The organism is Roseicella aerolata (genome assembly GCF_020523605.1).
Taxonomy (GTDB): Bacteria; Pseudomonadota; Alphaproteobacteria; order Acetobacterales; family Acetobacteraceae; genus Paracraurococcus; species Paracraurococcus aerolatus.
On the sequence record NZ_JAJAQI010000008.1, the window covers coordinates 90,478 to 112,708 of the forward strand.

General features: G+C 72.5%; 20 protein-coding genes. 7 read left to right on the forward strand and 13 right to left on the reverse strand.

The window, feature by feature from the left end; all coding sequences use genetic code 11:
* Positions 1–10: 10 nt before the first annotated feature.
* Positions 11–2,191, reverse strand: coding sequence for an ATP-binding protein (locus tag LHA35_RS07255; protein WP_226606368.1), 2,181 nt, complete (start codon positions 2,189–2,191; stop codon positions 11–13).
* A gap of 40 nt (positions 2,192–2,231) precedes the next feature.
* Here LHA35_RS07255 and LHA35_RS07260 point away from each other — a divergent pair, with 40 nt between their 5' ends.
* The 3 genes from LHA35_RS07260 (at position 2,232) to LHA35_RS07270 (ending at position 5,626) form a co-directional block, all read left to right on the forward strand.
* Positions 2,232–2,993, forward strand: a complete 762-nt coding sequence (locus LHA35_RS07260; protein WP_226606370.1) for an ABC transporter substrate-binding protein — start codon at positions 2,232–2,234, stop codon at positions 2,991–2,993.
* A 166-nt stretch (positions 2,994–3,159) separates the two neighbouring features.
* Positions 3,160–3,951 carry a 2-keto-4-pentenoate hydratase gene (locus LHA35_RS07265; RefSeq protein ID WP_226606372.1) on the forward strand — a complete coding sequence of 264 codons (792 nt, stop codon included), beginning with the start codon at positions 3,160–3,162 and terminating at the stop codon, positions 3,949–3,951.
* A gap of 25 nt (positions 3,952–3,976) precedes the next feature.
* Complete coding sequence (locus tag LHA35_RS07270; RefSeq protein WP_226606375.1) at positions 3,977–5,626, forward strand: GMC family oxidoreductase; 1,650 nt, start codon at positions 3,977–3,979, stop codon at positions 5,624–5,626.
* Positions 5,627–5,810: 184 nt separating this feature from the next.
* Here the strand turns inward: LHA35_RS07270 and LHA35_RS07275 are convergent, their stop codons facing one another.
* The 8 genes from LHA35_RS07275 to LHA35_RS07310 form a co-directional block, all read right to left on the reverse strand.
* Positions 5,811–7,136 carry an LLM class flavin-dependent oxidoreductase gene (locus LHA35_RS07275; RefSeq protein ID WP_226606376.1) on the reverse strand — a complete coding sequence of 442 codons (1,326 nt, stop codon included), beginning with the start codon at positions 7,134–7,136 and terminating at the stop codon, positions 5,811–5,813.
* Between the two features lie 130 nt (positions 7,137–7,266).
* On the reverse strand, positions 7,267–7,869 hold the full coding sequence (locus LHA35_RS07280; protein ID WP_226606379.1) for a glutathione S-transferase: 603 nt from the start codon (positions 7,867–7,869) through the stop codon (positions 7,267–7,269).
* A gap of 11 nt (positions 7,870–7,880) precedes the next feature.
* Entirely contained in the window at positions 7,881–8,852 is a 972-nt protein-coding gene (locus tag LHA35_RS07285; RefSeq protein ID WP_226606381.1) for a hydroxyacid dehydrogenase, read from the reverse strand.
* Between the two features lie 121 nt (positions 8,853–8,973).
* On the reverse strand, positions 8,974–9,630 hold the full coding sequence (locus tag LHA35_RS07290) for an ABC transporter ATP-binding protein (protein ID WP_226606383.1): 657 nt from the start codon (positions 9,628–9,630) through the stop codon (positions 8,974–8,976).
* The gene (locus tag LHA35_RS07295) at positions 9,623–10,447 is read right to left on the reverse strand and encodes an ABC transporter ATP-binding protein (protein WP_226606385.1); all 825 of its coding nucleotides are present in this window, start codon (positions 10,445–10,447) and stop codon (positions 9,623–9,625) included. The genes LHA35_RS07290 and LHA35_RS07295 overlap by 8 nt, the downstream gene beginning before the upstream one ends.
* Positions 10,444–11,427, reverse strand: coding sequence for a branched-chain amino acid ABC transporter permease (locus LHA35_RS07300; protein WP_226606387.1), 984 nt, complete (start codon positions 11,425–11,427; stop codon positions 10,444–10,446). The genes LHA35_RS07295 and LHA35_RS07300 overlap by 4 nt, the downstream gene beginning before the upstream one ends.
* Complete coding sequence (locus LHA35_RS07305; protein ID WP_226606389.1) at positions 11,424–12,359, reverse strand: branched-chain amino acid ABC transporter permease; 936 nt, start codon at positions 12,357–12,359, stop codon at positions 11,424–11,426. The genes LHA35_RS07300 and LHA35_RS07305 overlap by 4 nt, the downstream gene beginning before the upstream one ends.
* Before the next feature lie 63 nt (positions 12,360–12,422).
* A complete protein-coding gene (locus tag LHA35_RS07310) occupies positions 12,423–13,739 on the reverse strand; it encodes an ABC transporter substrate-binding protein (protein ID WP_226606390.1) in 1,317 nt (438 codons plus the stop codon).
* A gap of 206 nt (positions 13,740–13,945) precedes the next feature.
* Here LHA35_RS07310 and pdxY point away from each other — a divergent pair, with 206 nt between their 5' ends.
* On the forward strand, positions 13,946–14,794 hold the full coding sequence (gene pdxY, locus LHA35_RS07315) for a pyridoxal kinase PdxY (RefSeq protein WP_226606393.1): 849 nt from the start codon (positions 13,946–13,948) through the stop codon (positions 14,792–14,794).
* A 13-nt stretch (positions 14,795–14,807) separates the two neighbouring features.
* On the opposite strand, the gene LHA35_RS07320 is transcribed toward pdxY, so the two are convergent.
* Genes LHA35_RS07320 through LHA35_RS07330 form a run of 3 tightly spaced genes read right to left on the reverse strand, consistent with a single transcriptional unit; the run spans position 14,808 to position 16,602 of the window.
* Positions 14,808–15,296 (reverse strand): hypothetical protein, encoded by a 489-nt coding sequence (locus LHA35_RS07320; RefSeq protein ID WP_226606396.1) that lies wholly within the window; start codon positions 15,294–15,296, stop codon positions 14,808–14,810.
* A gap of 46 nt (positions 15,297–15,342) precedes the next feature.
* Positions 15,343–15,591 carry a hypothetical protein gene (locus tag LHA35_RS07325; RefSeq protein WP_226606399.1) on the reverse strand — a complete coding sequence of 83 codons (249 nt, stop codon included), beginning with the start codon at positions 15,589–15,591 and terminating at the stop codon, positions 15,343–15,345.
* Positions 15,592–15,651: 60 nt separating this feature from the next.
* Complete coding sequence (locus LHA35_RS07330; protein WP_226606403.1) at positions 15,652–16,602, reverse strand: AEC family transporter; 951 nt, start codon at positions 16,600–16,602, stop codon at positions 15,652–15,654.
* Between the two features lie 80 nt (positions 16,603–16,682).
* On the opposite strand from LHA35_RS07330, the gene LHA35_RS07335 reads away from it, so the two are divergent.
* The 3 genes from LHA35_RS07335 (at position 16,683) to LHA35_RS07345 (ending at position 20,935) form a co-directional block, all read left to right on the forward strand.
* Positions 16,683–17,750: an LLM class flavin-dependent oxidoreductase gene (locus LHA35_RS07335; protein ID WP_226606406.1), complete on the forward strand. Its 1,068-nt coding sequence runs from the start codon at positions 16,683–16,685 to the stop codon at positions 17,748–17,750.
* Positions 17,751–17,848: 98 nt separating this feature from the next.
* Complete coding sequence (locus tag LHA35_RS07340) at positions 17,849–18,838, forward strand: TAXI family TRAP transporter solute-binding subunit (RefSeq protein WP_226606409.1); 990 nt, start codon at positions 17,849–17,851, stop codon at positions 18,836–18,838.
* Positions 18,839–18,988: 150 nt separating this feature from the next.
* A complete protein-coding gene (locus LHA35_RS07345; RefSeq protein WP_226606412.1) occupies positions 18,989–20,935 on the forward strand; it encodes a TRAP transporter permease in 1,947 nt (648 codons plus the stop codon).
* Positions 20,936–21,205: 270 nt separating this feature from the next.
* Here the strand turns inward: LHA35_RS07345 and LHA35_RS07350 are convergent, their stop codons facing one another.
* On the reverse strand, positions 21,206–22,207 hold the full coding sequence (locus LHA35_RS07350; RefSeq protein WP_226606415.1) for a lysine-2,3-aminomutase-like protein: 1,002 nt from the start codon (positions 22,205–22,207) through the stop codon (positions 21,206–21,208).
* Positions 22,208–22,231: the final 24 nt, after the last annotated feature.

Sequence of the window (22,231 nt, forward strand, 5' to 3'; positions counted from 1 at the left end):
GAACCCCGGGCTACCCGGCCATCGCCGCGGCCGGGGCGGAGGCCAGCGTGATGGTGAACTCCGCCCCCTCCGCGGCATTCCGTGCCGTGATGCTGCCGCCCATGGACCGGATGAGGCCGTGGCAGATCGAGAGGCCGAGGCCCATGCCCTTCTCCGGCCCCTTGGTGGTGACGAAGGGCTCGAAGAGCCGTGCCAGCACCTCCGGCGCGATGCCGCCGCCGCTATCCCCCACCCGCAGCCGGACCAGCCCGTCCTCCGACAGGGCCTCGGCTGCCAGCGTGATCCGCCGCGGCGCGCCCGGCGGCAGGCGTTCCAGGGCATGGCAGGCATTCAGCAGCAGGTTCACCAGCACCTGCTCCAGCGCCACCAACTGCCCCATCGCGGTCGGGGGCGGATCGCCAAGCGCCTGCGTCACCTCCACGGCAGCCTGCCGCAGCGCCCCGCCGACCAGGGCAAGCGCGCCCTGCACCGCCCTCTCCAGCGCGACCGGCTCGGGCGGCAGGCCACCCGGCGTGCCGCGCGCGAAATGCCGCAGATGCTCGATGATCTGCCCCGCGCGGCCGGCCTGGTCGATGATGCGCCGGGCCCGCTGGCGCGCGCTGTCCAGCCGGCCGTTCTCCAGCGCCCGGTCCAGGTTCTCCGCGGCCATGGAGAGGATCGCCAGCGGCTGCTTCAGCTCATGCGCCAGGCCGGTCGCCATCTCGCCCAGGGAGGTGAGCCGCCCCGCCGCGGCCATCCGGGCATTCGCCTCCCGCTCGGCGGTCAGGTCGGAGACATGGCCGACGATCTCGGCGGCGCCGTCGGGCCGCCGCTCCAGCAGCATGGCCACGGTGCGCAGCCATCGCCAGGACCCGTCCGGCTGGCGGAAGCGGTCCTCCCGCGTCGCGGTGCCCTCCTCGGCGACCCGGCGGAGGAAGCCGCCGAACCCGCCCCCCTCCGGCGCCAGCCGCTCCCGCCAGGCGGCCAGTTCCTGCAGCTCGGCGGCCGGCCAGCCGGTGACCGCCTCGATATTGCCGCCGATATAGCGGTAGCGGTCGGGCCGGTCGGGCGCGATCTCGGCCTGGAAGGTCACCGTGGGCAGGCCGCCGAGCAGCCGCTGCGTCTCCGCCCGGCTGGCGCGCAGCGCCAGCGCCTCGCGCTCCGCCGCCTCGCGCAGCAGCTCGGCCTGCTGCACCGCCTCCTGCTTCCGGCCGATCGCCTGGCTGAAGCCGAATACCAGCGCCAGGGTGAGCAGGGTGCTGGCGGCCACGCCGCCGATGCCGATGCCGAGTTCCAGCGCGCGCCGGCGCGCCGGCGCCAGCACGGCTTCCATCGGCTGCGAGATCTCGACCGCGACCAAGCCGGGCACGGCCACGCCGAAGCTGGCGACCGCCGGGATGCCGGCGCTGTCGGGGCCCTGCCGGGTGCCGCTGTCGAGCTGCGGCAGGAAGTCCCGGAACAGCCAGGCCCGCGGGTGCGCCAGGCCGACACCCTCCGGCCCGCCGCCGGATGTCGCCAGCAAGGTGCCATCGAGCGCGAAGAAGCGCACCGTCACCCCGAAGGCCTCCGCCATGCGCTGGCCGATGGCGGAGAGGTAGCCCGGGTTCAGCAGGGCCAGCACCGCGCCCTGCATGCTCCCCTCAGGGCCCGTGAGCGGACGGGCCAGGGGGATCGTCCAGCGCCGGGCCTCCTGCACGCTGCGGCCGGGCTCGCCGAGGAAACGCCCGGCCTCCGGCGCACCGACCACGAGGCGCGTTCCCCCCCCGGTGATGCGCCGGAGCCAGGGCCGGTCCGCCAGCTCCGTGCCGACCAGGCTCGGCACGCTCGAGAATTGCACCCGCCCGAGGCTGTCGGTGACCAGCAGGGCGCGCAGATGCGGCAATTCGCGCAGGCGCAGGCCGATCCTGCCGGCATCCCAGGGCGCCCCGCCCTCCGCCGGGCCCGAGGCCATGTCGAGCAGGACGAGGTCCGTCGTCTCCAGCGCGCGGCTCAACTGGTCGGTCAGGCCCGCGGCCACGGCCGCGACCACGCGGCGGCTCTCCACGATGGAATCCCGCTGGCCACGTTCCGCGAGGATCAGATAGAGGGCGAGGAACGCGGCGGACAGCGCGATGGCGAGTCCGAGGATGGCGGCCCGGCCACGCCAGATGCGCCAGGGCCGAGAGGTTGGAGAGCGGAACGTGGCCAGGGTTCGGGGGCGCAGGGGAGCCATCTGGGGCGCATGGTTAGCGGCAATACTCGCCTGTTGCGAGATGCCGGTTGAGGCCCAGGCTCAGACCCAGCCCCAGCCCACGAGTCGGGCGGAGGCGGTGCGGGCGCGTGGCGAGCTGCGGGTCTGCATCTGGCCCGATTACTTCGCCATCACCTGGCGCAACCCGCGCAATGACGAGCTGGCCGGGATCGATATCGACCTGGCGCGCGACCTCGCGCGGCGGCTCGGCGTGCGGCCGGTCTTCGTCGAGACCAATTTCCGCGACTTCATGGGCCGGCTGGAGCAGGGGACCTGCGACGTCGCCATGTTCGGCATCGGCATGACGCCGCAGCGCGCGGCGCGGGTCGAGTTCGCCCGGCCCTATCTGAGCAGCGCCGTCTATGCCGTGACGACGCGGGACAACCCGGTGATCACGCGCTGGGAGGATATCGACCAGCCCGGCAATTCCGTGGCCGTCGCCGCCGGCACCTATATGGAACCGCTGATGCGCCAGACCCTGCGGCACGCGACGCTGGTCAGCCTGGCGCCGCCGCAGACGCGGGAGGCCGAGCTGCAGAGCGGGCGGGTGGACGTCTTCATGTCCGACTTCCCCTATACGCGGCGCATGGTCATGACCCAGGAATGGGTGCGGATCATCGAGCCGCCGCAGGGCTTCGGCGAGACCCGCTACGCCCATGCGGTGGCGAAGGGCGATCCGGCCTGGCTTGCGGTGGTGGACGGTTTCGTGGCCGCCGCGCGGGAGGACGGCACGCTGGCGCGGGCCGCGGAGCGGAACGGGCTGACGCCGATCCTGCTGCGATAGAGCCGGTCACGGGACGGGCCGGAAGGCCCGGGGGCGCGGCGCCGCGCGCCCGGACGGCGATGCAGGGCTTCCGCACCTGCCCGGTCCGGCGCCAGGATGCCCCGGAGCCAGGGCCTGCGGCGCCTCGGGACGACAAGTGGCGCGGCCGGCGCGCCGGGGAGGGATGATGCTCGGAGACAGCGCGGTGCAGGCCGCATCCGACCTGATCTGGTCAACCTGGCAGGCCGGGGCGCGCATCCCGGCCTTGCCGGAGGCGCTGCGGCCCGCGAGCCGGGCCGAGGGCTATGCCATCCAGGCGAGGCTGGAGGCGCGCAGCGCGCGGCCGCTCTTTGGCTGGAAGATCGCCGCCACCAGCAAGGCCGGCCAGACGCATATCGGCGTCGATGGGCCGCTGGCCGGGCGGATCCTGGCGGAGATGGTGGTGCCGGAAGGCAGCGCGCTGAGCCTCTCCGACAACGCCATGCGGGTCGCCGAGCCGGAATTCGTCTTCCGCATGGGCCGCGACCTGCCGCCGCGCGCGGCGGAATACGGCCAGGCGGAGGTGATGGCGGCGGTCGCCGCGCTGCATCTCGGCATCGAGGTGCCGGACAGCCGCTTCGCCGATTTCGTCACCGCCGGCGGGCCGCAGCTGATCGCCGACAATGCCTGCGCCCACCGTTTCGTGCTGGGGCCGGAGGCGCCGGCCGACTGGCGCGAGATCGACCTCGCGGCGCATCGCGTCCACTGCACCGTCGCCCCGCGCTATGAGCGGGAAGGGATCGGGGCCAATGTGCTGGGCGACCCGCGGATCGCGCTGACCTGGCTGGCCAACGAGCTCTCCCGCCACGGGGTCGCGCTGCGCGCGGGGCAGTGCGTCACCACCGGCACATGCGCCGTGCCGCTGGAACTCGCGCCGGGCGACGCGGTGACCGCCGATTTCGGCCGGCTTGGCAGCCTGTCGCTCCGCTTCGTATCCTGACAGCGGAAGCCCAGGATCCGCCGCGATGACCGATGCCCACGCCGATGCCGACACCTTCGACTATGTCATCGTGGGGTCCGGCGCCGCCGGCTCGGTCCTCGCCAACCGGCTGAGCGCCGACCCGAACGTCACCGTCTGCGTGCTGGAGGCCGGGCCGCCCGACCGCAACCCCTACATCCATATCCCGGCCGGCTTCATCAAGACGCTGGCCGACCCCTCCGTCACCTGGCAGTTCAAGACCGAGCCGCTGGAGATGACCGGCGGGCGGCGGATCAGCACGGTGCAGGGGCGGACCCTCGGCGGCTCCTCCTCGGTCAACGGCATGATCTACAACCGCGGCCAGCCGGCGGATCTCGACAACTGGGCGCAGCGCGGCAATCGCGGCTGGGGCTATGCCGATTGCCTGCCTTATTACCGCCGCAGCGAGAACCGCATCGGCGCCTCGGATGACAGCCGCGGCCGCAACGAGGACGGCATCCCGGTGACCGACATGGACTGGATCCATCCGGTCTCGGAAGCCTTCATCCAGGGCTGCCTCGGCCTCGGGATTCCCCGCGCCCAGGACTATAATTGCGGCAACCAGGCCGGCGTCGGCTATTTCCAGCGGGCGATCCGCAAGGGCCGGCGCGTCTCTGCCGCGCGCGCCTTCCTGAAGCCGGCGCTGGCGCGGAAGAATCTCGAGGTGCGCACCAATGCCCGCGCCAGCCGCATCCTGTTCGAGGGCAGGCGCGCCGTCGGCATCCGCTACCTGAGCGCGCCCGAGGCGCCGCCGCAGGAGGTGCGGGCGCGGCGGGAGGTGATCCTCTCGGCCGGCACGGTGAACACGGCGCGGCTGCTGCAGGTCTCGGGCGTCGGCCCGGCCGATCTGCTGGGCCGTATCGGCGTGCCGGTGGTGCACGAACTGCGGGGCGTCGGTGCCAATTTCCGCGACCACTACGCCTCCCGCTTCGTCATGCGCGCGAAGCCGGGCGTGGAGACGCTGAACGAGCTTGCGCGCGGCCTCAAGCTCGGCGTGCAGATCGCCCGCTGGGCCATGGGCAAGCCGAGCATCCTGGCGACCGCGCCGAGCCATGTGCATGTCTTCTGGAAGAGCTTCGAGGGGCTGGACGAGCCCGACCTGCAATGCGTCTTCACGCCGGGGAGCTATGCCGAGGGCAAGGTCTATGTGCTGGACGACTATCCCGGCGTGACCGCCGGCGCCTGGCAGCACCGGCCGGAAAGCCATGGCTGGGTGCGGGCGCGCAGCGCCAGCGTCTTCGAGGATCCCGAGATCAACCCGAACTACCTCTCCGACCCGATGGACATCCGCGTCCATCTCGGCGGCATGCGGTTGCTGCGGCGGATGCTGGGGACCCCGGAACTCGCGCGCTATGTCGAGGCGGAGACGCTGCCCGGGCCGCAGGTGCAGAGCGAGGACGAGTTGCTGGACTTCGCCAAGAGGAACGGCAGCACAACCTACCACCTGATCGGCACGGCCCGGATGGGGCCGGAGACGGACCCGAGCGCGGTGGTGAACGACCGGCTGCTGGTGCACGGCATGCAGGGGCTGCGGGTGGTGGATGCCTCCATCATGCCCAGCATGCCCTCGGCGAATACCTATGCGACGACGCTGATGATCGCGGAGAAGGCGGCCGACTTCATCCGCGGGCGGGAGGCGATCGCCGAGGCAGCCTGATACCCGCCGCGGAAAGTCCTGACTTGCCGCGGCAAATATCGCGCGCAGGGTTGGCGGGACGGCTGCGCGCCCAACAGAAGAGTCACGCCGGCCGCACGGCCGCCGACCCTGGGTCGGATCCGTGCGGACGGCCTGAGCCCCGGAGGCGCCCGCCCGGCCTCCGGCGCGGCGCCGCCCCGCGGGCTCAGCCCGGGAAGAAGCGGTTCGCCGGGCGCGGCAGGCCGAGATGCTCGCGCAGCGTCCGGCCCTCATACTCGCGCCGGAAGAGGCCGCGCCGCTGCAACTCCGGCACCACGCGGTCGACGAAGGCCTCCAGCCCGCCGGGCAGGTAGGGGAACATGACGTTGAAGCCGTCGCAGGCCTCCGTCTCCAGCCACTCCTGCATCTGGTCGGCGATCATCGCCGGCGTGCCCACCATGGCGAGGCCGCCATAGCCGCCGAGCCGCTGCGCGAGCTGGCGCACGGTCAGCCCCTCCCGCCGCGCCAGGCGGATGGCGCGCTCGCGCCCGCTCTTGCTCTGGTTGGTCTCCGGCACCTCGGGCAGCGGTCCGTCCGGGTCGAAGCGCGAGGCATCCACGCCGAGGGCGACGGAGAGCGAGGCGATGGCGCTTTCATAATGCACCAGGCTGTCGAGCCTCGCGCGGATCGCCTGCGCCTCCTCCAGCGTCTCGCCTACCACCACGAAGCAGCCGGGCAGGATCTTCAGGTGCTCGCGGTTCCGCCCGAGCCGATCCATCCGGCCCTTGACATCGGCATAGAAGGCGCGCGCTTCCTCGATGGTGGCGGAGGCGCCGAAGACCGCTTCCGCCGTCTCGGCCGCGATCTGCCGCCCCGCCTCCGAGGCGCCGGCCTGCACGATGACGGGCCAGCCCTGGATGGGGCGGGCGATGTTCAGCGGGCCGCGGACCGAAAGCTCCTCGCCCTTGTGCCCCAGCACATGCATCCGCGCGGGGTCCCAGAAGAGACCGCTCTCGACGTCACGGATGAAGGCATCGTCGGCGAAGCTGTCCCAGAGGCCGGTGACGACCTCGAAGAACTCCCGCGCGCGCTTGTAGCGCTCGCCATGCGCCATGTGCTCGTCCTGGCCGAAATTCAGCGCGGCATCGGGATTCGCCGTGGTCACCAGATTCCAACCGGCGCGGCCGCCGCTGATATGGTCCAGCGAGGCGAATTTCCGCGCGACATGCCAGGCATCGTTGTAGGTGGTGCTGGCCGTCGCGATCAGCCCGATGCGCTCCGTCACCATGGCGAGCGCCGAGAGCAGCGTCAGTGGCTCGAAGGAGGTGACGGTGTGGCTGCGCTTCAGCGCCTCCACCGGCATGTTCAGGACAGCGTAGTGGTCGGCCATGAAGAAGGCATCGAATTTGCCTTCCTCCAGCTTGCGGATCAGCCGGGCATAGGCGTTCAGGTTGAAATTGGCGTCCGGCCAGGCGCCCGGGTAGCGCCAGGCGCCGGTATGGATGCTGATGGGGCGCATGAAGGCGCCCAGGTGCAGTTGCTTCGCGGGCATGAGGTCGTCTCCGCCTTTGGCGGAAGCCTAGCGCAGCGGAGGGGAAGCAGGGCAGCGCCGCCTGCGAATGATTCCCATGCACCGGGCCGATGGGGAGGCGGGAAGCCTCCCCATCCGCGGGGGCCGCCGCTCAGGCCGAGGGCTTCGACCCGGCCATGGAGGGCCGCTGCCCGAAGCGCTCGAACCACGCCGCCAGGGCCGGCCGGCTGGTCCGCCAGCCCATGTCGCCGAGGCGGAAATCCACCCAGCCCAGCGCGCAGCCGATGGTGATGGTGCCGATATCCACGCGCTCGCCGAAGCCCGCCGCCTGCTTCTCCAGCACGTCGAGCGTGCCGGTGATCTTCTCCATCTGCCCGGCTTTCCACTCGGCCGACTGCTTCTCCTCCGGCCGGGTCAGCGCCTCGTAGCGCAGCAGGATGCCGGCATCGAGGATGCCGTCGCCCATGCTCTGCTCGGTCAGCGCCCGCCAACGCGCCGGGCCCGGTGCCGGGAAGAGCCCGCCGCCCTTCAGGCTGTCCAGGTATTCGCAGATCACCCGGCTGTCGAAGAGGACGGTGCCGTCATCGGCGAGGAGCGTCGGCACCTGGCCGAGCGGGTTGTCCGCGACCACCGTGCGGTCCCGGTTGATCGGGTGCACCGCGCTCGGCAGGCGCTCCAGCGTGATGCCGAGCTCCGCCGCGACGACGGTGACCTTCCGGACGAAAGGGGACGCGGGGGAGAAGTAGATCTTCATGCGAGGACTCCTTATTGCCTGGCGAGTTCGGCATTGACCATGAAGGCCGGATCGCGCCGGCCGTCGAGCACGTCCAGGATGTTCTGCGCCGCCTGCCGTGCCATGCGGGCGAGGCCTTCCTCCGTGCTGGCGGCGTTGTGCGGGCTGACCACGACATTGGGCAGGGCGAAGAGCGGGTTGGCGGCGTCGGAGGGCTCCACCTCCAGCACATCCAGCCCCACGCCCTGCAGCCGCCCGGCCCCGAGCGCCGCGACCAGCGCGGGCTGGGAGACGATCGGGCCGCGGGCCGTGTTCACCAGGATGGCGCCGGGCTTCAGGGCGGCGAAGGCGGCCTCGTCCATCAGGTGGTGCGTGGCCGGCGAGAGCGGGCAGTGCAGCGTCACCACATCGGCCTGCGCCAGCGCCGCATGGAAGTCGCGCGCGGGAATGAAGCCGTCGGCGGCGATGCGGGCGGGGTGGAAGCCCGGATCCATCACCATGACCTTCATCTGGAAGGCGCGGCAGTAATTTGCCACGCGGCTGCCGATGCGGCCATAGCCGACGACCAGCACGCTGCGCCCGGCCAGGTCCACCATCCCCGGATTCATGCTGGACCACCAGCCGCCGCCCTTGACGTGCCGGTCATGCTCCACCGCGCGGCGGGCGACCGCCAGCATCAGCATCATGGCATGCTCGGCGACCGAGAGGTCGTTGGCGCCATTCGTCACCATCACCGGGATGTCGCGTTCGGTGCAGGCGGGGATGTCCACCGTGTCGAAGCCGACACCGTAGCGGGAGACGACCTTCAGCCGCGGCGCGGCGGCGAGCGCGGCGCGATCCACCCGCTCAAGCCAGCAGAGCACGGCATCGGCGGAGGAGAGGTGCTGGTGGAACTGCTCGACGGGCGGATCATGCAGGGCGACGATGTCGAGATCGGTGCGCGCCTGCAGCACGGCCATCCCGGCCGGGTGCAGGCTGCGGCAGAGCAGGATGCGATGCGGCATCGGCGGACGATTCCCCCCATGGGTATTTCGCCCAGGGTGGCGGCAATCCGCCGCGCGGGAAAGGGGGGCCGCGGCCCGGCCTCCGTGCCCTGGCGCACCGGCGCGGCACCGGGTGCGGGCCTCAGGCCGGGGCGATCTCTCCGCGCTCGATCACGAAGGTGCGCTCCACCAAGGGCCGGAGCAGTTCCGGATTGCTCTCCGTGATCAGGATGGCGACGTCGGGCAGCGCCTGGTGCAGGCGCTTCAGCGCCTCGGCATAGCGCAGCGCCAGGGCCGGGGCGAGGCCCTGGAAGGGCTCGTCCAGCAGCACCGCCCGCGTCCCGACCATCAGCGCCCGGCCAAGCGCCACCATCTTGCCCTGGCCGCCCGAGAGGCCGGCGGCGCGCCGCGGCGCGAGGTCCTTCAGCTCCGGCAGCAGGGTGAAGACGCCGTCCAGCCGCCGCGCCGTCTCGGCCGAAGGCAGGCGCAGCACCTCGGCCGGCAGCAGCATGTTCTCCCGCACCGAGAAGCTGCCGAAGAGCCGCCGCTCTTCCGGCGCATAGCCGATGCCGAGGGCGGCGCGGCGATGCGCGGGCAGGCCGGTCACCTCCTGCCCGTCGATCAGCACGCGGCCGGCGCGGATCGGCAGCAGGCCCATCAGGGTGCGCAGCGTGGTGGTCTTGCCGGCGCCGTTGCGGCCGATCAGCGCCACGCGCCCGCCGGGCGGCACCACCAGGTGCACGTCGCGCAGCACCGGCACGCCGGCGATGTCGACCGAGGCATTGTGCAGCTCAAGCATGGTGGGCGGGCTCTATGCCGATGACGTCGCGCAGCACGGCCGGGTCGTTCAGCACCTGCTCCGGCGGGCCGAGGGCGGCGATGCGGCCCTGGCTCCAGACCGCCACCCGGTCGGCGAAGCGCTCCACCACCTCCATGTCGTGCTCGACGAAGACGGCCGTGACGCCGGTGTCGCGCAGCACGCGCACCAGCGTCTCGACGATGCCCATCTTCTCGGTGGCGGCGACGCCGCTGGTCGGCTCGTCCATCAGCAGCAGCCGCGGCTGCAGGGCGGCCGCCATGGCGATGTCGGCCAGCTTGCGGGCGCCCTCGTTCAGCGCATCGGCGCGCGCCTCGGCCAGGGGGGCAAGGCCGAAGCGGTCGAGCAGCGCCATCGCCTCCTCCCGGTAGCGCGGGCGCAGCAACGGGGTCAGCGGCGACCAGAGGCCGGCATGGGCAGCGATGGCGAGCGCCGCATTCTCCAGCACCGTATGCTCGGAGAAGAGCTGCGGCAGCTGGAAGCTGCGGCCGATGCCGCGCTTGACGATGGCCCGCGGCGAGAGGCCGAGGATGGGCTGGCCGTCATAGTCGATGCTGCCGGCCTGCGGCCGCAGATAGCCCGTCGTCATGTTGATGAAGGTGGTTTTGCCGGCGCCGTTCGGGCCGATGATGGCGAGGAACTCGCCCGGCATGACATCGAGGTCGATGCCGTCCGCCGCCTTCACGCCGCCGAAGGCCAGGCGCAAGCCGCGGGCGGAGAGGAGCGGCGCGCGTGTCGCCTCGCGCGGCCGATCCGGATCTCCGGCCGCTTCGGCCCTGCGATGATCGGACGCGCTCATGCCCGCCCCCGCAGCCGGCTGGTCAGCATGCCCCAGAGCCCCCCGGGCGCGAAGAGGATGACGAGCAGCAGGACGCCGCCAAGGATCATCTGCCAGGCATCGGCCACCGCGGCCGCGGCATAGACCCGCACCAGCTCGAAGGCCGTCGCGCCGAGGAAGGGCCCGAGCGCGCTGCCGGCACCGCCGAGGATGGCGATGAAGACCAGCTCGCCCGAGGAGGTCCAGTAGGCGAGCTGCGGCGTCACGTGCCGAGTCGTCATCGCCACCAGCGTGCCGGCCGCGCCGCCCATGACGGCCGAGAAGACATAGGCGAAGAGCAGCACGCGCCGGGCCGAGACGCCCATGAATTCCAGCCGCGTCTCCCGCGTCTTGATGCCCGCCAGCGCCCGGCCCATGGGGGAGGCGAGATAGGCGCGCACCAGCAGCCCGAAGCCGAGGGCGAGCGCCAGCGCGAGGCCGAACATGACCCATTCCTGGGTCTCGCGGTCCGGCACCGCGCCGGCGAAGGTGAGGGCCGAGACGCGGATGCCGTCCGTGCCCTTGGTGAGGTCGTAGAGCTTCTCCAGCAGCGAATAGAGCACCATGCTGAGCGCCAGGTTCAGCATGCTGAAGAAGATGTCGCGGTAGCGCACGATGAAGAGGCCGATGACGAGGCCGAGCAGGCCGCCGAGCAGCGCGCCGAGCGGCAGCAGCAGCAGCGCCTCCGGCACGGCGGGCGCCAGGAAGGCGACGGTATAGGCCCCGACGGCGAGGAACATGCTGTGGCCGAAGCTGACCTGCCCGGCGCGCAGCAGCAGCAGGATGCCGAGCACGGCGACGCCCTTGGCGAGGGCGATGGTGAGGACGAATTTCAGCCAGGGCACCGCCCAGGCGGCGAGGACCAGGGCGGCGGCGCCGGCGAGCGCCAGGCCGGCCTCCGGCAGGCGCATGGAGGGGCGTGGCGCGGCCACGCCCGGCGCGTCGCGGTCGGAGGCGCTCATACCCGCCGCGTCTCCAGCCGGCCGAACAGCCCCTGCGGCCGGATCAGCAGGACCGCCACCATGATGAGATAGGGCACCACCACCTCGAATTCCGGGGCCAGGTAGACCGCGATGGAGCGGCCGAGGCCGATCATGAGGGCGGAGATCGCTGCGCCCTCGATCTGGCCGAGCCCGGCCGTCGCCACCACGGCGAAGGAGAGCACGATGGTCTGCGCCCCGATCCCCGGCACCAGCGAGGTGGTGGGGGAGGCCAGCGCCCCGCCGAGCGCGGCCAGCGCCGCGCCGAAGGTGAAGGTCAGCAGCGTCACCTTGGCGGCGTCGATGCCCATGGCCATCGCCGCCTCCTTGTCCGTGGTAACGGCGACGATCACCCGGCCCGTCAGGGTCCGCCGCAGGAACCAGGCGAGGCCGGCGAGCGTCGCCAGCGCGACGCCCGGCAGGACGAAGAGCTGGTAGGCGGTGAAGGGGATGACATCCTCGCCGAAGGGCACGTCCACCGTGCCGAGCGCCTTCATCGGCGCGTCCTGGAAGATGGGCTGCACGCCCCAGATCAGCTTCTGCACATCCTCGAGGATCATGAAGAGGGCGAAGGTGACCAGCAATTGCAGCACCTCCTCCTGCCCGTAGATCCGGCGCAGCACCAGCCGCTCGATCAGCGGGCCGAGGATGCCGCCGACCAGCGCCGCGGCCAGCAGCAGCGCGGCGAAGCCGGCAATGGGCGGCAGGCCGAGCGAGGCGAGGAAGAGGCCGATCGAGGCCGCCGCATAGGCGCCGATGGCGAAGAGGCTGCCATGCGCCACGTTCACGATGCGCAGCACGCCGAACACCATGTTCAGGCCGACGGCGACCATGAAGACCAGCGCGGCATAGGCAAGCCCATCCAGCAGGGCCAGCCCGATCAGCAGCCCATTCTCAGCGAACCATTGGCCCATGCGGCAAAACTCACAGAAAACGAAGGGGGTGCGGGGGAAGCGCCTTCCCCCGCATCTCTTGCCTCAGCCCGCGATCGGCGCCGGCACCTGCGCCAGCATGTCGGGCTTCAGCGTCTTCAGCCAGTCCACGCTCTTCTGCCCGACCGGCGTCGAGACCATGGCGGCCGGGAAGATCACCATGTCCTTCGGCACCGCGAAGGGGAAGCGGTCGGTGAAGCTGCTGAGGCCGACGATCTGGTCCTCCAGCCCCTGGCCGTCCTCGCGCAGGGTGATGGTGGAGGTCGGGCTGTCGAAGGTCAGGCCGCGGAAGGCGTTCGCCAGCTCCTGGTCGTTCGGCCAGCCGCCGCCCTTGGCCTCGATCGCGCGGGCGAAGCCGGCCTGCATGGCGGCGATGGCCTGGGCCATGTGGTGGCAGGGATAGATCGGGTATTCGTTGTGGCGCTGCCGGTAGCTGTCCACGAAGCGCTGGAAGCGCGCCGGGTCCTTCGGCTTCGGGTGGTTGTTCCAGTGGTCGCCGCGGGCGCCGATGACATGGCCCTGCGGCATGGCGCGGCCGAGCTGCTGCAACGAGGCCTCGGCCACCGGCAGGACGAAGGTCGAGCGGTCCAGCAGCCGCCGCTCGGAGGCCTGGCGGATCAGCGTCACCAGCTCCCCGCCCCAGGATGTCGAGAGGATGACATCGGGCCGCAGCGCCAGCATGCGGGTGATCTCGGTGGAGAAGTCGGTGGAGTTGAAGCGCGGGAAGAGCTCCGCCACCACCCGGACGCCGGGCTTCAGCGCGTCCATGCCGGCCTTCCACAGCTCCCAGGAATCGCGGCCCCAGGCATAGTCCTGGTTGATGACGGCCAGCGTCCGGAAGTCCGGCTTGGTCTTCAGCAGGTAGAGCAGCGGCGCGAGGATTTCCGGCGTGCCGTAGCCCTGGGTGCGGAAGGCGTAGGGGTGCTTGCCTTCCTCGAAGATGCGCTGGGTGCCGCAGTCCCAGAGCAGGGTGGTCTTGCGCATCTCGTCCGAGAGCGGCGTGCAGGCGAGGCAGGAGCCGGAGGAGATGGAGGCGAAGATGATGTGCACGCCCTCGTTCTGCACGAGGCGGCGGTACTCGCCGACGAGGTGGTCGGTCCCCGGTCCCTCATCCACATAGAAGGGGCGGACCGGGATGCCGCCGATGCCGCCCGCGCGGTTGATCTCCTCGAACAGCAGATCGGCGGCCTGGCGGGCCGGGACGCCGAAGACCGAGGCGGGGCCGGAGAGGAAGGTGGTGATGCCGACGCGCAGCTCGCTCGGCTTCTGCTGCGCCCCGGCATTGCCGCCGGCGAAGAGCAGGCTGCCGGAGGTGGCGGCGGCGCCGAGCAGGGCGGCGCGGCGGCTGACGGCGTGGGGCATGGCGGCGTTTCCTCTTCCGTGTCGGGGCCGGATTGCCGGACAGCATGCCGGTGCGTCGCCGGGGTGTGAAGGGGGCGGGTGGCCGCCCCGGCCACCGCGCCCCGCACCATTGCGCGCGCCCGGCCCCGCCGGTTCGTACCGGCAGGCGCGAAAACCCGTGTCGGCATGGTTCCGCGCCGGCGCGGTTTGCTCTAGCGTCCGGTGCCGTGAACATCCTCTCGATCCAGTCCTGGGTCGCCTATGGCCATGTCGGCAATGCCAGCGCGGTCTTCCCGCTGCAGCGGCTCGGCGCCGAGGTCTGGGCGATCCACACCGTGCAATTCTCCAACCACACCGGCTATGGCGCCTGGCGCGGCCAGGTCCTGCCCGCGGCGCTGATCGGCGACTGCGTGCAGGGCATCGCGGAGCGCGGCGTGCTGCCGCGCTGCGACGCGGTGCTGACCGGCTATGTCGGGGATGCCGCGACGGGGGAGGCGATCCTCGATGCCGTCGCGCGGGTGAAGGCGGCCAATCCCGCCGCGCTCTGGTGCTGCGACCCGGTGATCGGCGATGTCGGGCGCGGCGTCTTCGTCCGGCCGGGCATCCCGGAATTCTTCCGCGACCAGGCGCTGGCCCTGGCCGATATCGCGACCCCCAACCAGTTCGAACTGGAATGGCTGACCGGGCGGGAGGTCGCGACCCTCGCCGGGGCCAGGGCGGCGGTCGCCGCGCTGCAGGCGGGCGGGCCGCGCTGCGTGCTGGTGACCTCCCTGCGCGTGGCGGAGACGCCGGCGGATGCGCTCGACCTGCTGGTGGCGGAGGGTGGGGAGGTCTGGCGGGTGCGCACGCCGCTGCTGCCGCTTGCCGTCAATGGCGCGGGCGATGCGATCGCGGCCCTGTTCCTCTACCACCGGCTCAGCACGGGCAGCGCGCGCGTCGCGCTGGAACGGGCGGCCGCCTCGATCCATGGCCTGCTGCGGCGGACGGCAGAGGCGGGCTCGCGCGAGCTGCTGACGGTCGCGGCGCAGGAGGAGTTCGTGGCGCCGGGCCATCTCTTCCCGGCGGAGGCGTGCTGAGGGGCGCGCCGCCTCACCCCGGCCGGAAGCCGTCCAGCAGGCGCGTGAGCTCCGGCTCCAGCCCCGGCCAGTCCGCAACCGGGGCGGAGGCGATCAGCAGCCAGCTCCGCGCCGGGCCATAGAGGCAGGTCGCCCGCACCACCACCGGCACGCCGCTCGGCTGGCCGATGCCGCGCGCCTCCAGCCGGTCGGCCGGCAGGCCGGCCATCTCCGTGCGCGTCGCGGCGGGCAGGGCATCAAAGTGGAAGGGGCGCAGGTGGCGCAGCGTGCGGGCCAGATGGCCCCGCCGTGCCGCGGGCGGCACCGGGCGCTGGGCGCGGATCAGCAGCATCCCGGTCTCCGCCGCGCCGCGCGGCGCCGCCAGGTCGCGCAGCACGGTCCAGCCGAGGCCCTGCGTGGCCAGGCGCATCCGCTCGCCCTCCGGCAGCCGGAAGGGCGCCTGCGCGGCGGCGCCGGATGCGGCCAGCAGCGCCAGCGGCAGCAGCAGCAGGTGGCGGCGCATGCGGCGGAGGTGAGGCCGGCGCCGCCACGCCGCAAGCCGGCGCGCTTCAGGCCAGGTTGTCGCGGTGCCCGTCATCCGGCACCCGGTAGCGCGGCAGGTTGGGCGGCAGGGTCGGCAGCCAGGGCGGTCGCTCGGAGGACGGCTCCCGCGCCCGGGGGGCGGTCCGCCCGAAGGGCGGCAGCATGTCCTCCGGGCCTGCGGTCGTCCCGGCCGGCCCGGGCCCGGCGGCCGAACAGGCCCCGAGGAGCGGGATCAGGGCCAGCAGGGCCGCCAAGGTCGTGATGCCGCGTCTCATGCCAGACCGCCCTACAGATCGCGAGGGCTGGGGCGCAAGTGACGGTCGAGAGACCGAATGTTACGGCCCGGGCGCCGGCCCCGTCAGCAGCCAGGCCGTCGCCGGGAAGGCCACCGCGGCGATCACGGTCGAGAGCAGCACCACGGCCGAGACCTCATCCGCCCCGGTATGGAAGCGCTGGGCGAGGACGAAGGCATTGGTCGCGGTCGGCATCGCCGCCAGCAGGACGCCGGCCTGCACCCAGAAGGCCTCCAGCCCCAGCAGCGGGCCGAGGAAGAGCCAGGCGAGCAGCGGGTAGGCGACCAGCTTGCCGAACGTCGCCGCGCTGGCCGCCAGCGCCAGCCGCCGGTCGAGGCTCAGCCGGCCGAGCGTGCCGCCGAGGGCGAAGAGCGCGGTCGGCCCCGCCGCGGCGCCGAGGAAGCCGAGGAAGCGGTCCAGCGGCCCGGGGATCGCCACCCCCAGCGCCCCCAGCACCGCCCCGCCGCCGATCGAGAGCAGCACCGGGTTGAACATCAGGGAGCGCAGCACGCGCACCAGCACCCCGCGCTCGCCCATCGGGGCCATCAGCACGCTGCCGAGGGCGATGACGATCGCCACCTCGCTCATGATCGCCATGGCGACCGGGCCGGCGCCGCGCTCCCCGATCAGGGGCAGCAGCAGGGGCGGGCCGAGATAGCCGACATTGCCCATGGCCGCGGCGGCGCCGATCGCCGCGCCCTGGCCGCGCCGGCGCCGGGCCAGCAGCATGGCGCCGGCCATGAGGACGAAGAAGACCACCAGGCAGGCGGCGAGGTAGCCGGCGAAGAAGCGTGGCTCGAAGCTCTGGGCCAGGGGCTGGGCCGCCATCAGCCGCAGCAGCATGGCCGGCAGGGCGAAGTGGAAGGCGAAGATGCCCACCGCATCGGTAACCGCGGGGGCGATCATGCCGCGCCGCACGGCGGCCCAGCCCAGGCCGACCACGGCGAAGATCGGCAGGCAGAGGGAAAGGAAGCCGAGCACGAGCGGCACCATAGCGGCTGGCGCCGCCGGCGCCAGCTTGCCCCCGGCCGCCGGGCGCGCTTGGCTTGGGGAAAGGGAAGGGAGGACGCGCCATGGAATTCGGGATCGCCATGCCGACCGATGCCGAGAGCTGGCGGCTGGCCGAGCGGGCCGAGGCGCTCGGCTTCCGCTCCGCCTGGTTCTACGACACCCAGATGCTGAGCGCGGACTGCTTCGTCGCCATGGGCGCCGCGGCGATGAAGACCAGCCGCATCCGGCTCGGCACCGGGGTGCTCATCCCCTCCAACCGCATCGCGGCCGTCACCGCCAATGCCTTCGCCACGCTGAACAAGCTGGCGCCGGGCCGGGTGGATATGGGCCTCGGCACCGGCTTCACGGGGCGGCGGGCCATGGGTCTCGGCGCCATGAGGCTTGGCGAGTTCGAGGAATACATCCGCGTCATGCTCGGGCTCCTGGCGGGGGAGACCGTCGAGACACGCATCGAGGGGCAACTCCGAAAGATCCGGCTGCTGAACCCGGAGCTGGGGCTGATCGACATCCGCACGCCGATGCGTCTGCACCTGGCCGCCGCCGGGCCACGGGCGCGGGCGCTGACGGCCCGGCTCGGCGCCGGCTGGATCAACTTCTTCTCCGACGTGCCGGCGGCGGTCGCGATGCTGGGGGAGATGCGGCAGGCCTGGCAGGCGGCCGGCCAGCCGGGGGCGCCGGAGGCGACCGCCTTCGTCCTTGGCTGCGTGCTGGAGGAGGGGGAGCCGCATGACAGCCCGCGCGCCATCGCGCAGGCCGGGCCGCGCGCCGCGGTGCTGCTGCACCGCGCGGCGGATGAGGCGCTGTCGGGCCTGCCCAACATCTCCCCGGTGCCGGAGAGCTGCCGGGCGGCGGTGGCGGGCTATGTGGAGCTGGCGAAGAGCTTCGCGCCGCAGGACGCGCCCTGGCTGGAGAACCACCGCGGCCACCTGATGTTCGTGAAGGAGGAGGAGCGGCCCTTCGTCACCGGGGAGCTGATCCGCATCAGCAGCTTCACCGCGACCGAGGCCGAGCTGAAGCGCCGGATCGGCGATCTGCGCGATGCCGGCTACACCGAGTTCACCGTGCAGATCGTCCCGGGGCAGGAGCAGGCAATCGAGGATTGGGGCCGAATCATGCGCGCCTTCCGCTGAGCCGCGCGGGGCGGGACGGCGGCATGCTGCGCTGCGGTTGCCGCCGCGCCCGGCCACGGCCATCATCCCCCGCGATTCACCCCCGGGAGACCTCGCCCATGCTCACCCGCCGCCTCCTCGCCGGCAGCGCCCTGGCCGCGCCGCTTGCCCTGCCCTTCCTCCGCACGGCGCGGGCGCAGCAGAGCATCGAATGGGTGGCGGGCTCGCTCGGCGGCGGCTGGTACACCATGGCGGCCGGCCTTTCCGCCCTGATCAAGGACGAGAACCCGGAGATCCAGATCCGCGTCGTCCCCGGCGGCGGCCTGGCCAATTCCACCCGCGTCAACCGCAACCAGTCGCCCATGGGCTGGGGCATCGACACCTTCGCCGCCGCCGCCCGCCGCGGCGAGGAACCCTATTCCGAGAAGCACGAGGCGCTGCGCTGCCTCGGCACCGGCTATTCCCCGACCGAGCACAATTTCCTCCGCCGCGCCGATGGCGGGCCGGAGGACATGAAGGCCATCCTGACGCAGAAGGGGCTGAGGATCGGCTGTCCGCAGCGCTCCTCGACCGACGAGATGACGCTGCAGCGGATCCTGCGCTTCTACGGCACCAGCCCGGAGAAGATCCGTGCCGAGGGCGGCCGCTACCTGAACGGCAGCTATGCCGATATCAGCGCCGCCTATGCCGATGGGCAGGTGGACTATCTCTACGCCGCGCTGGCCAAGCCGGCGGCGGTGCTGACCGAGATCGCCCAGGGCCGCCGCGCCAGCCGGCTGGTCGAATTCCCGGCGGACCTGCGACGGCACCTGATCGACCAGTACGCCTATGCCGAGGGCGTCATCCCCGCCGGCACCTATCCCGGGCTGCAGGGCGGGGAGGTGCCGGTCACCACCATGGACAGCGTCATCCTGGTGCATGAGAGCCTGCCGGAGGAGGTGGCCACCAAGGTCACCCGCACGCTGATCCGCAACAAGGGCCAGCGGCTGGTCACCATCCATGCCAGCATGGGCGCCTGGGATCCCGCGACCTCCTGGAAGTATCAGGGCGTGCCGCTGCATCCGGGCGCGGCGAAGGCCTTCCGGGAAGCCGGCGTGATGCCGGCCTGAGGCGGCGGGGGCGGCGCCTGCCGCCCCCGCGCCCGTCGCCATTTTGCGGCGCAGGACCCAGCCATCGCCTGCGCGGCGCAAGACCAGCCGCCCTCCCGGCGGCGCAAGACCCACACGCGGCCCCGCGACCGACCGACTGCAGGACATCCGATGCGCGACCTGGCCGTGCCCCTGAAACTCGCCCTGACGCTCTGGATGGCCGCCGCCGCTGCCATCCATCTCTATTTCGGGGGCTTCGGCTTCCCCGAACCGATCACCATGCGGGGCTTCCACCTGCTGGTCTTCGTCCCGCCGCTCTTCCTGCTCTATCCCGCGCGCAGGGCCTCCCCGCGGCATCGCCCCAGCCTGTTCGACTGGCTCTGGGCCGCCGCCGCCGCCGCGCCGCATGCCTGGGTGATGGCGAACTGGGATGTCGTCTCCGACCGCATGGAATATGTGGATCCCTTCACCCCCGGCATGGTGGTGCTCTCCATCCTGGCGATCGCGACATTGCTGGAGGCGACGCGCCGCGCGGTCGAGGTCGGCCTGGCCTGGATGGTCATCGCCAGCCTCGCCTACATGCAGTGGGGCCATCTGCTGCCGGGCGTGCTGAACTCGCGCGCCTTCACGCCGGAGGAGATCCTGGAGGCCTCCTGGCTGGTGCCGACCGCGGGCGGCGTCTATGGCCCGCTGACCGGCATCGTCGCCACCACCATCGCCGTCTTCATCATCTTCGGCGCCTTCATGCAGGGCAGCGGCACGGGGCGGCTGTTCGGCAATCTCGGCGCCGCCATCGCCGGCCGCTACACCGGCGGGCCGGCCAAGGTCGCGGTCATCACCTCCGGCCTCTTCGGCTCGATGAGCGGCTCCTCCGTCTCCAACGTCATCACCACCGGCGCCATCACCATCCCGCTGATGAAGCGCATCGGCTACCGCCCGGCGGTCGCGGGCGGCATCGAGACCGCCGCCTCGGTCGGCGGCGCGCTGATGCCGCCGGTGATGGGGGCGGCGGCCTTCGTGATGGCGGAGATCACCAACATCGCCTATGCGGAGATCCTCGTCGCCGCGGCGATCGGCGCTGTCCTCTACTACTTCGCCATCCTGGTCGCGGTGCATGTGGAGGCGAAGAAGGAGGGCATGGCGCCCATGCCGGCCGCCGACATCCCGCCCTGGCGGGAGGTGGCGCAGGACGCGCATCTGGTCATCCCGATCGCCGTGCTGGTCTGGCTGATGGCGGATCGCTGGTCCGGCAATTTCGCGGCCTTCTGCGCGACCCTCGCCATGGTCGGCATCGCCGTGCTGCGGCGGCGCACCCGCATGGGCTGGCGGGAGGTGCTGGAGAGCCTGGCGCAGGCCGGGCGCACCATGGCGCCGCTTGCCGTCTCCATCGCCGGCGCGGGCATCGTCGTCTCGGCCCTCACCGCGACCGGCATGGTCGTGGCGCTCGGCGGCATCATCAAGGACATCGCGGCGGGCAGCTTCCCGCTGCTGCTGGTGCTGCTGGCCGTCGCGGTGCTGGTGCTGGGCATGGGGCTGCCGACCACGCCGAGCTACATCATCGCCGCCGCCATCGGCGTGCCGCAGATCCTCGACCTCGGCAGCCAGGCGCTCGGCCTCCCGCCGCAGGCGCTGCTGCTGCCGGCGCATCTCTTCATCTTCTACTTCGCGGTGCTGGCGGATGCCTCGCCGCCCGTCGCGGCGGCGGCCTTCGCGGCGGCGGCGATCGGCAAGGCCAGCCCGCTGGTCACCAGCCTGCATGCGACGCGGCTCGGCATCGCCGGCTTCACCGTGGGCTTCGCCTTCCTCTACGACCCCGGCATCATGATGCGCGGATCGCCCGGCGCCATCCTGCTGGCCACCGCGATCCAGGTGGTGGCGCTGACCGCGATCTGCGCGGCCTATGCAGGCTTCCTGCTGCGGCCGATGGGCCTCGTCGCGCGGCTGCTGCTGGCGGCGGCGGGGCTCTTCGCCGCCTTCTACCATGGGGTGCCTGACCTGCTGCGGCTGGCCGTCGGCGCCGCGGTGCTGCTGCTGCTCGCCGGGCTGCCCCTGCTGGCGGCGCGGCGCGCCGGCCGGCCGCGGACCGTGACCGGGGGGAAGACCCCGGGCCCTCCGTGATCCCGCCGGCCGGGTCCGGAGGCGGCCTCAGTCCCGGCCCGTTGAGTCCTCACCTGCGGCCGGCGTCAGCCGGCCGAGGCCGCGGATGCGGCCCGCCGCCTGTGCGGCGCAGCCAAGGCCCGGAGGGCCGCCGGCGCCTGAGGATGATATGCGGCCGGCGTCAGCCGGCCGAGGCCGCGGATGCGGCCCGCCACCTGTGCGGTGCCGCCAAGGCCCGGAGGGCCGCCGGCGTCCGAGGATGACATACCCCGGCATGCCATGGACCCGGCCTCAGCCGGCGGGCGGGTATTCCGGACCGAGCGGCACCTTGCCGCCGCCCGCCGGCCGTTCCTGCACATAGGTCGGCCAGGCGAGGCCGGTGACGCGGCCGCGCAAGCGGCGCAGCAGGGCGCGGCCCTCCTCGACCGGCACGGCGAAGCGGGCGGTGCCCGGGGCGGGGTCGAGCTGATGCAGGTAATAGGGCTTCACCCGGGCCCGCAGCATGGCGCGGAACAGGTCTTCCAGCGCCCCGGCGGAATCGTTCACGCCGCGCAGCAGAACGCTCTGGCCCAGCAGCACCACGCCGGCGCGGACGAGGCGCCCCAGCGCCCCGATGGCCGCCGGGGTGAATTCCCGCGCATGGTTGGCATGGACGCAGAGATAGAGCGGCTTCCCGGCCTCCAGCGCCGCCGCCAGCGCTTCGCTCACCAGGCCCGGCGCCGCGACCGGCACGCGGGAATGGATGCGCAGCAACTCGATATGCGGCAGGGCGGCCAGCCGGCCGAGGATCTCCCCCAGCCGCCGGGGGGAGAGCATCAGCGGGTCGCCGCCGGTCAGGATCGCCTCCCGCACCTCGGGCGTGCGGGCGAACCAGGCGAGGGCATCCTCCAGCTCCGCCTCGGTCAGCAGCCCGCCATCCGGCCCCACCGCCTCCCGCCGGAAGCAGAAGCGGCAATAGACCGGGCAGGCGAGCAGGGGTTTCAGCAGGGCACGGTCGGGGTAGCGGTGCACCACGCCCTTGACCGGGGTGAAGGGGGCGTCCGCGGTAGGGTCTTCCAGCTCATGCGGCGCGGTGACCAGTTCCGCCGCATCGGGGATGTACTGCCGGGCGATCGGGTCGGCGGGATCGGCCGGGTCGATCAGGGCGGCGACGGCAGGCGTGACGGCGATGCTGTAGCGTTCCGCGACCGCCGCCGCCCCCGCCAGCGCCCCGGCGGGCAGCAGGCCGGCGGCGTGCAGGGCCTCGGGCGTCCTGAGGGTCCGGGCGGGGCGGGGCGGGGTGCCGTCGGGCATGGTCCGCGGCATATAGGGCAAGGG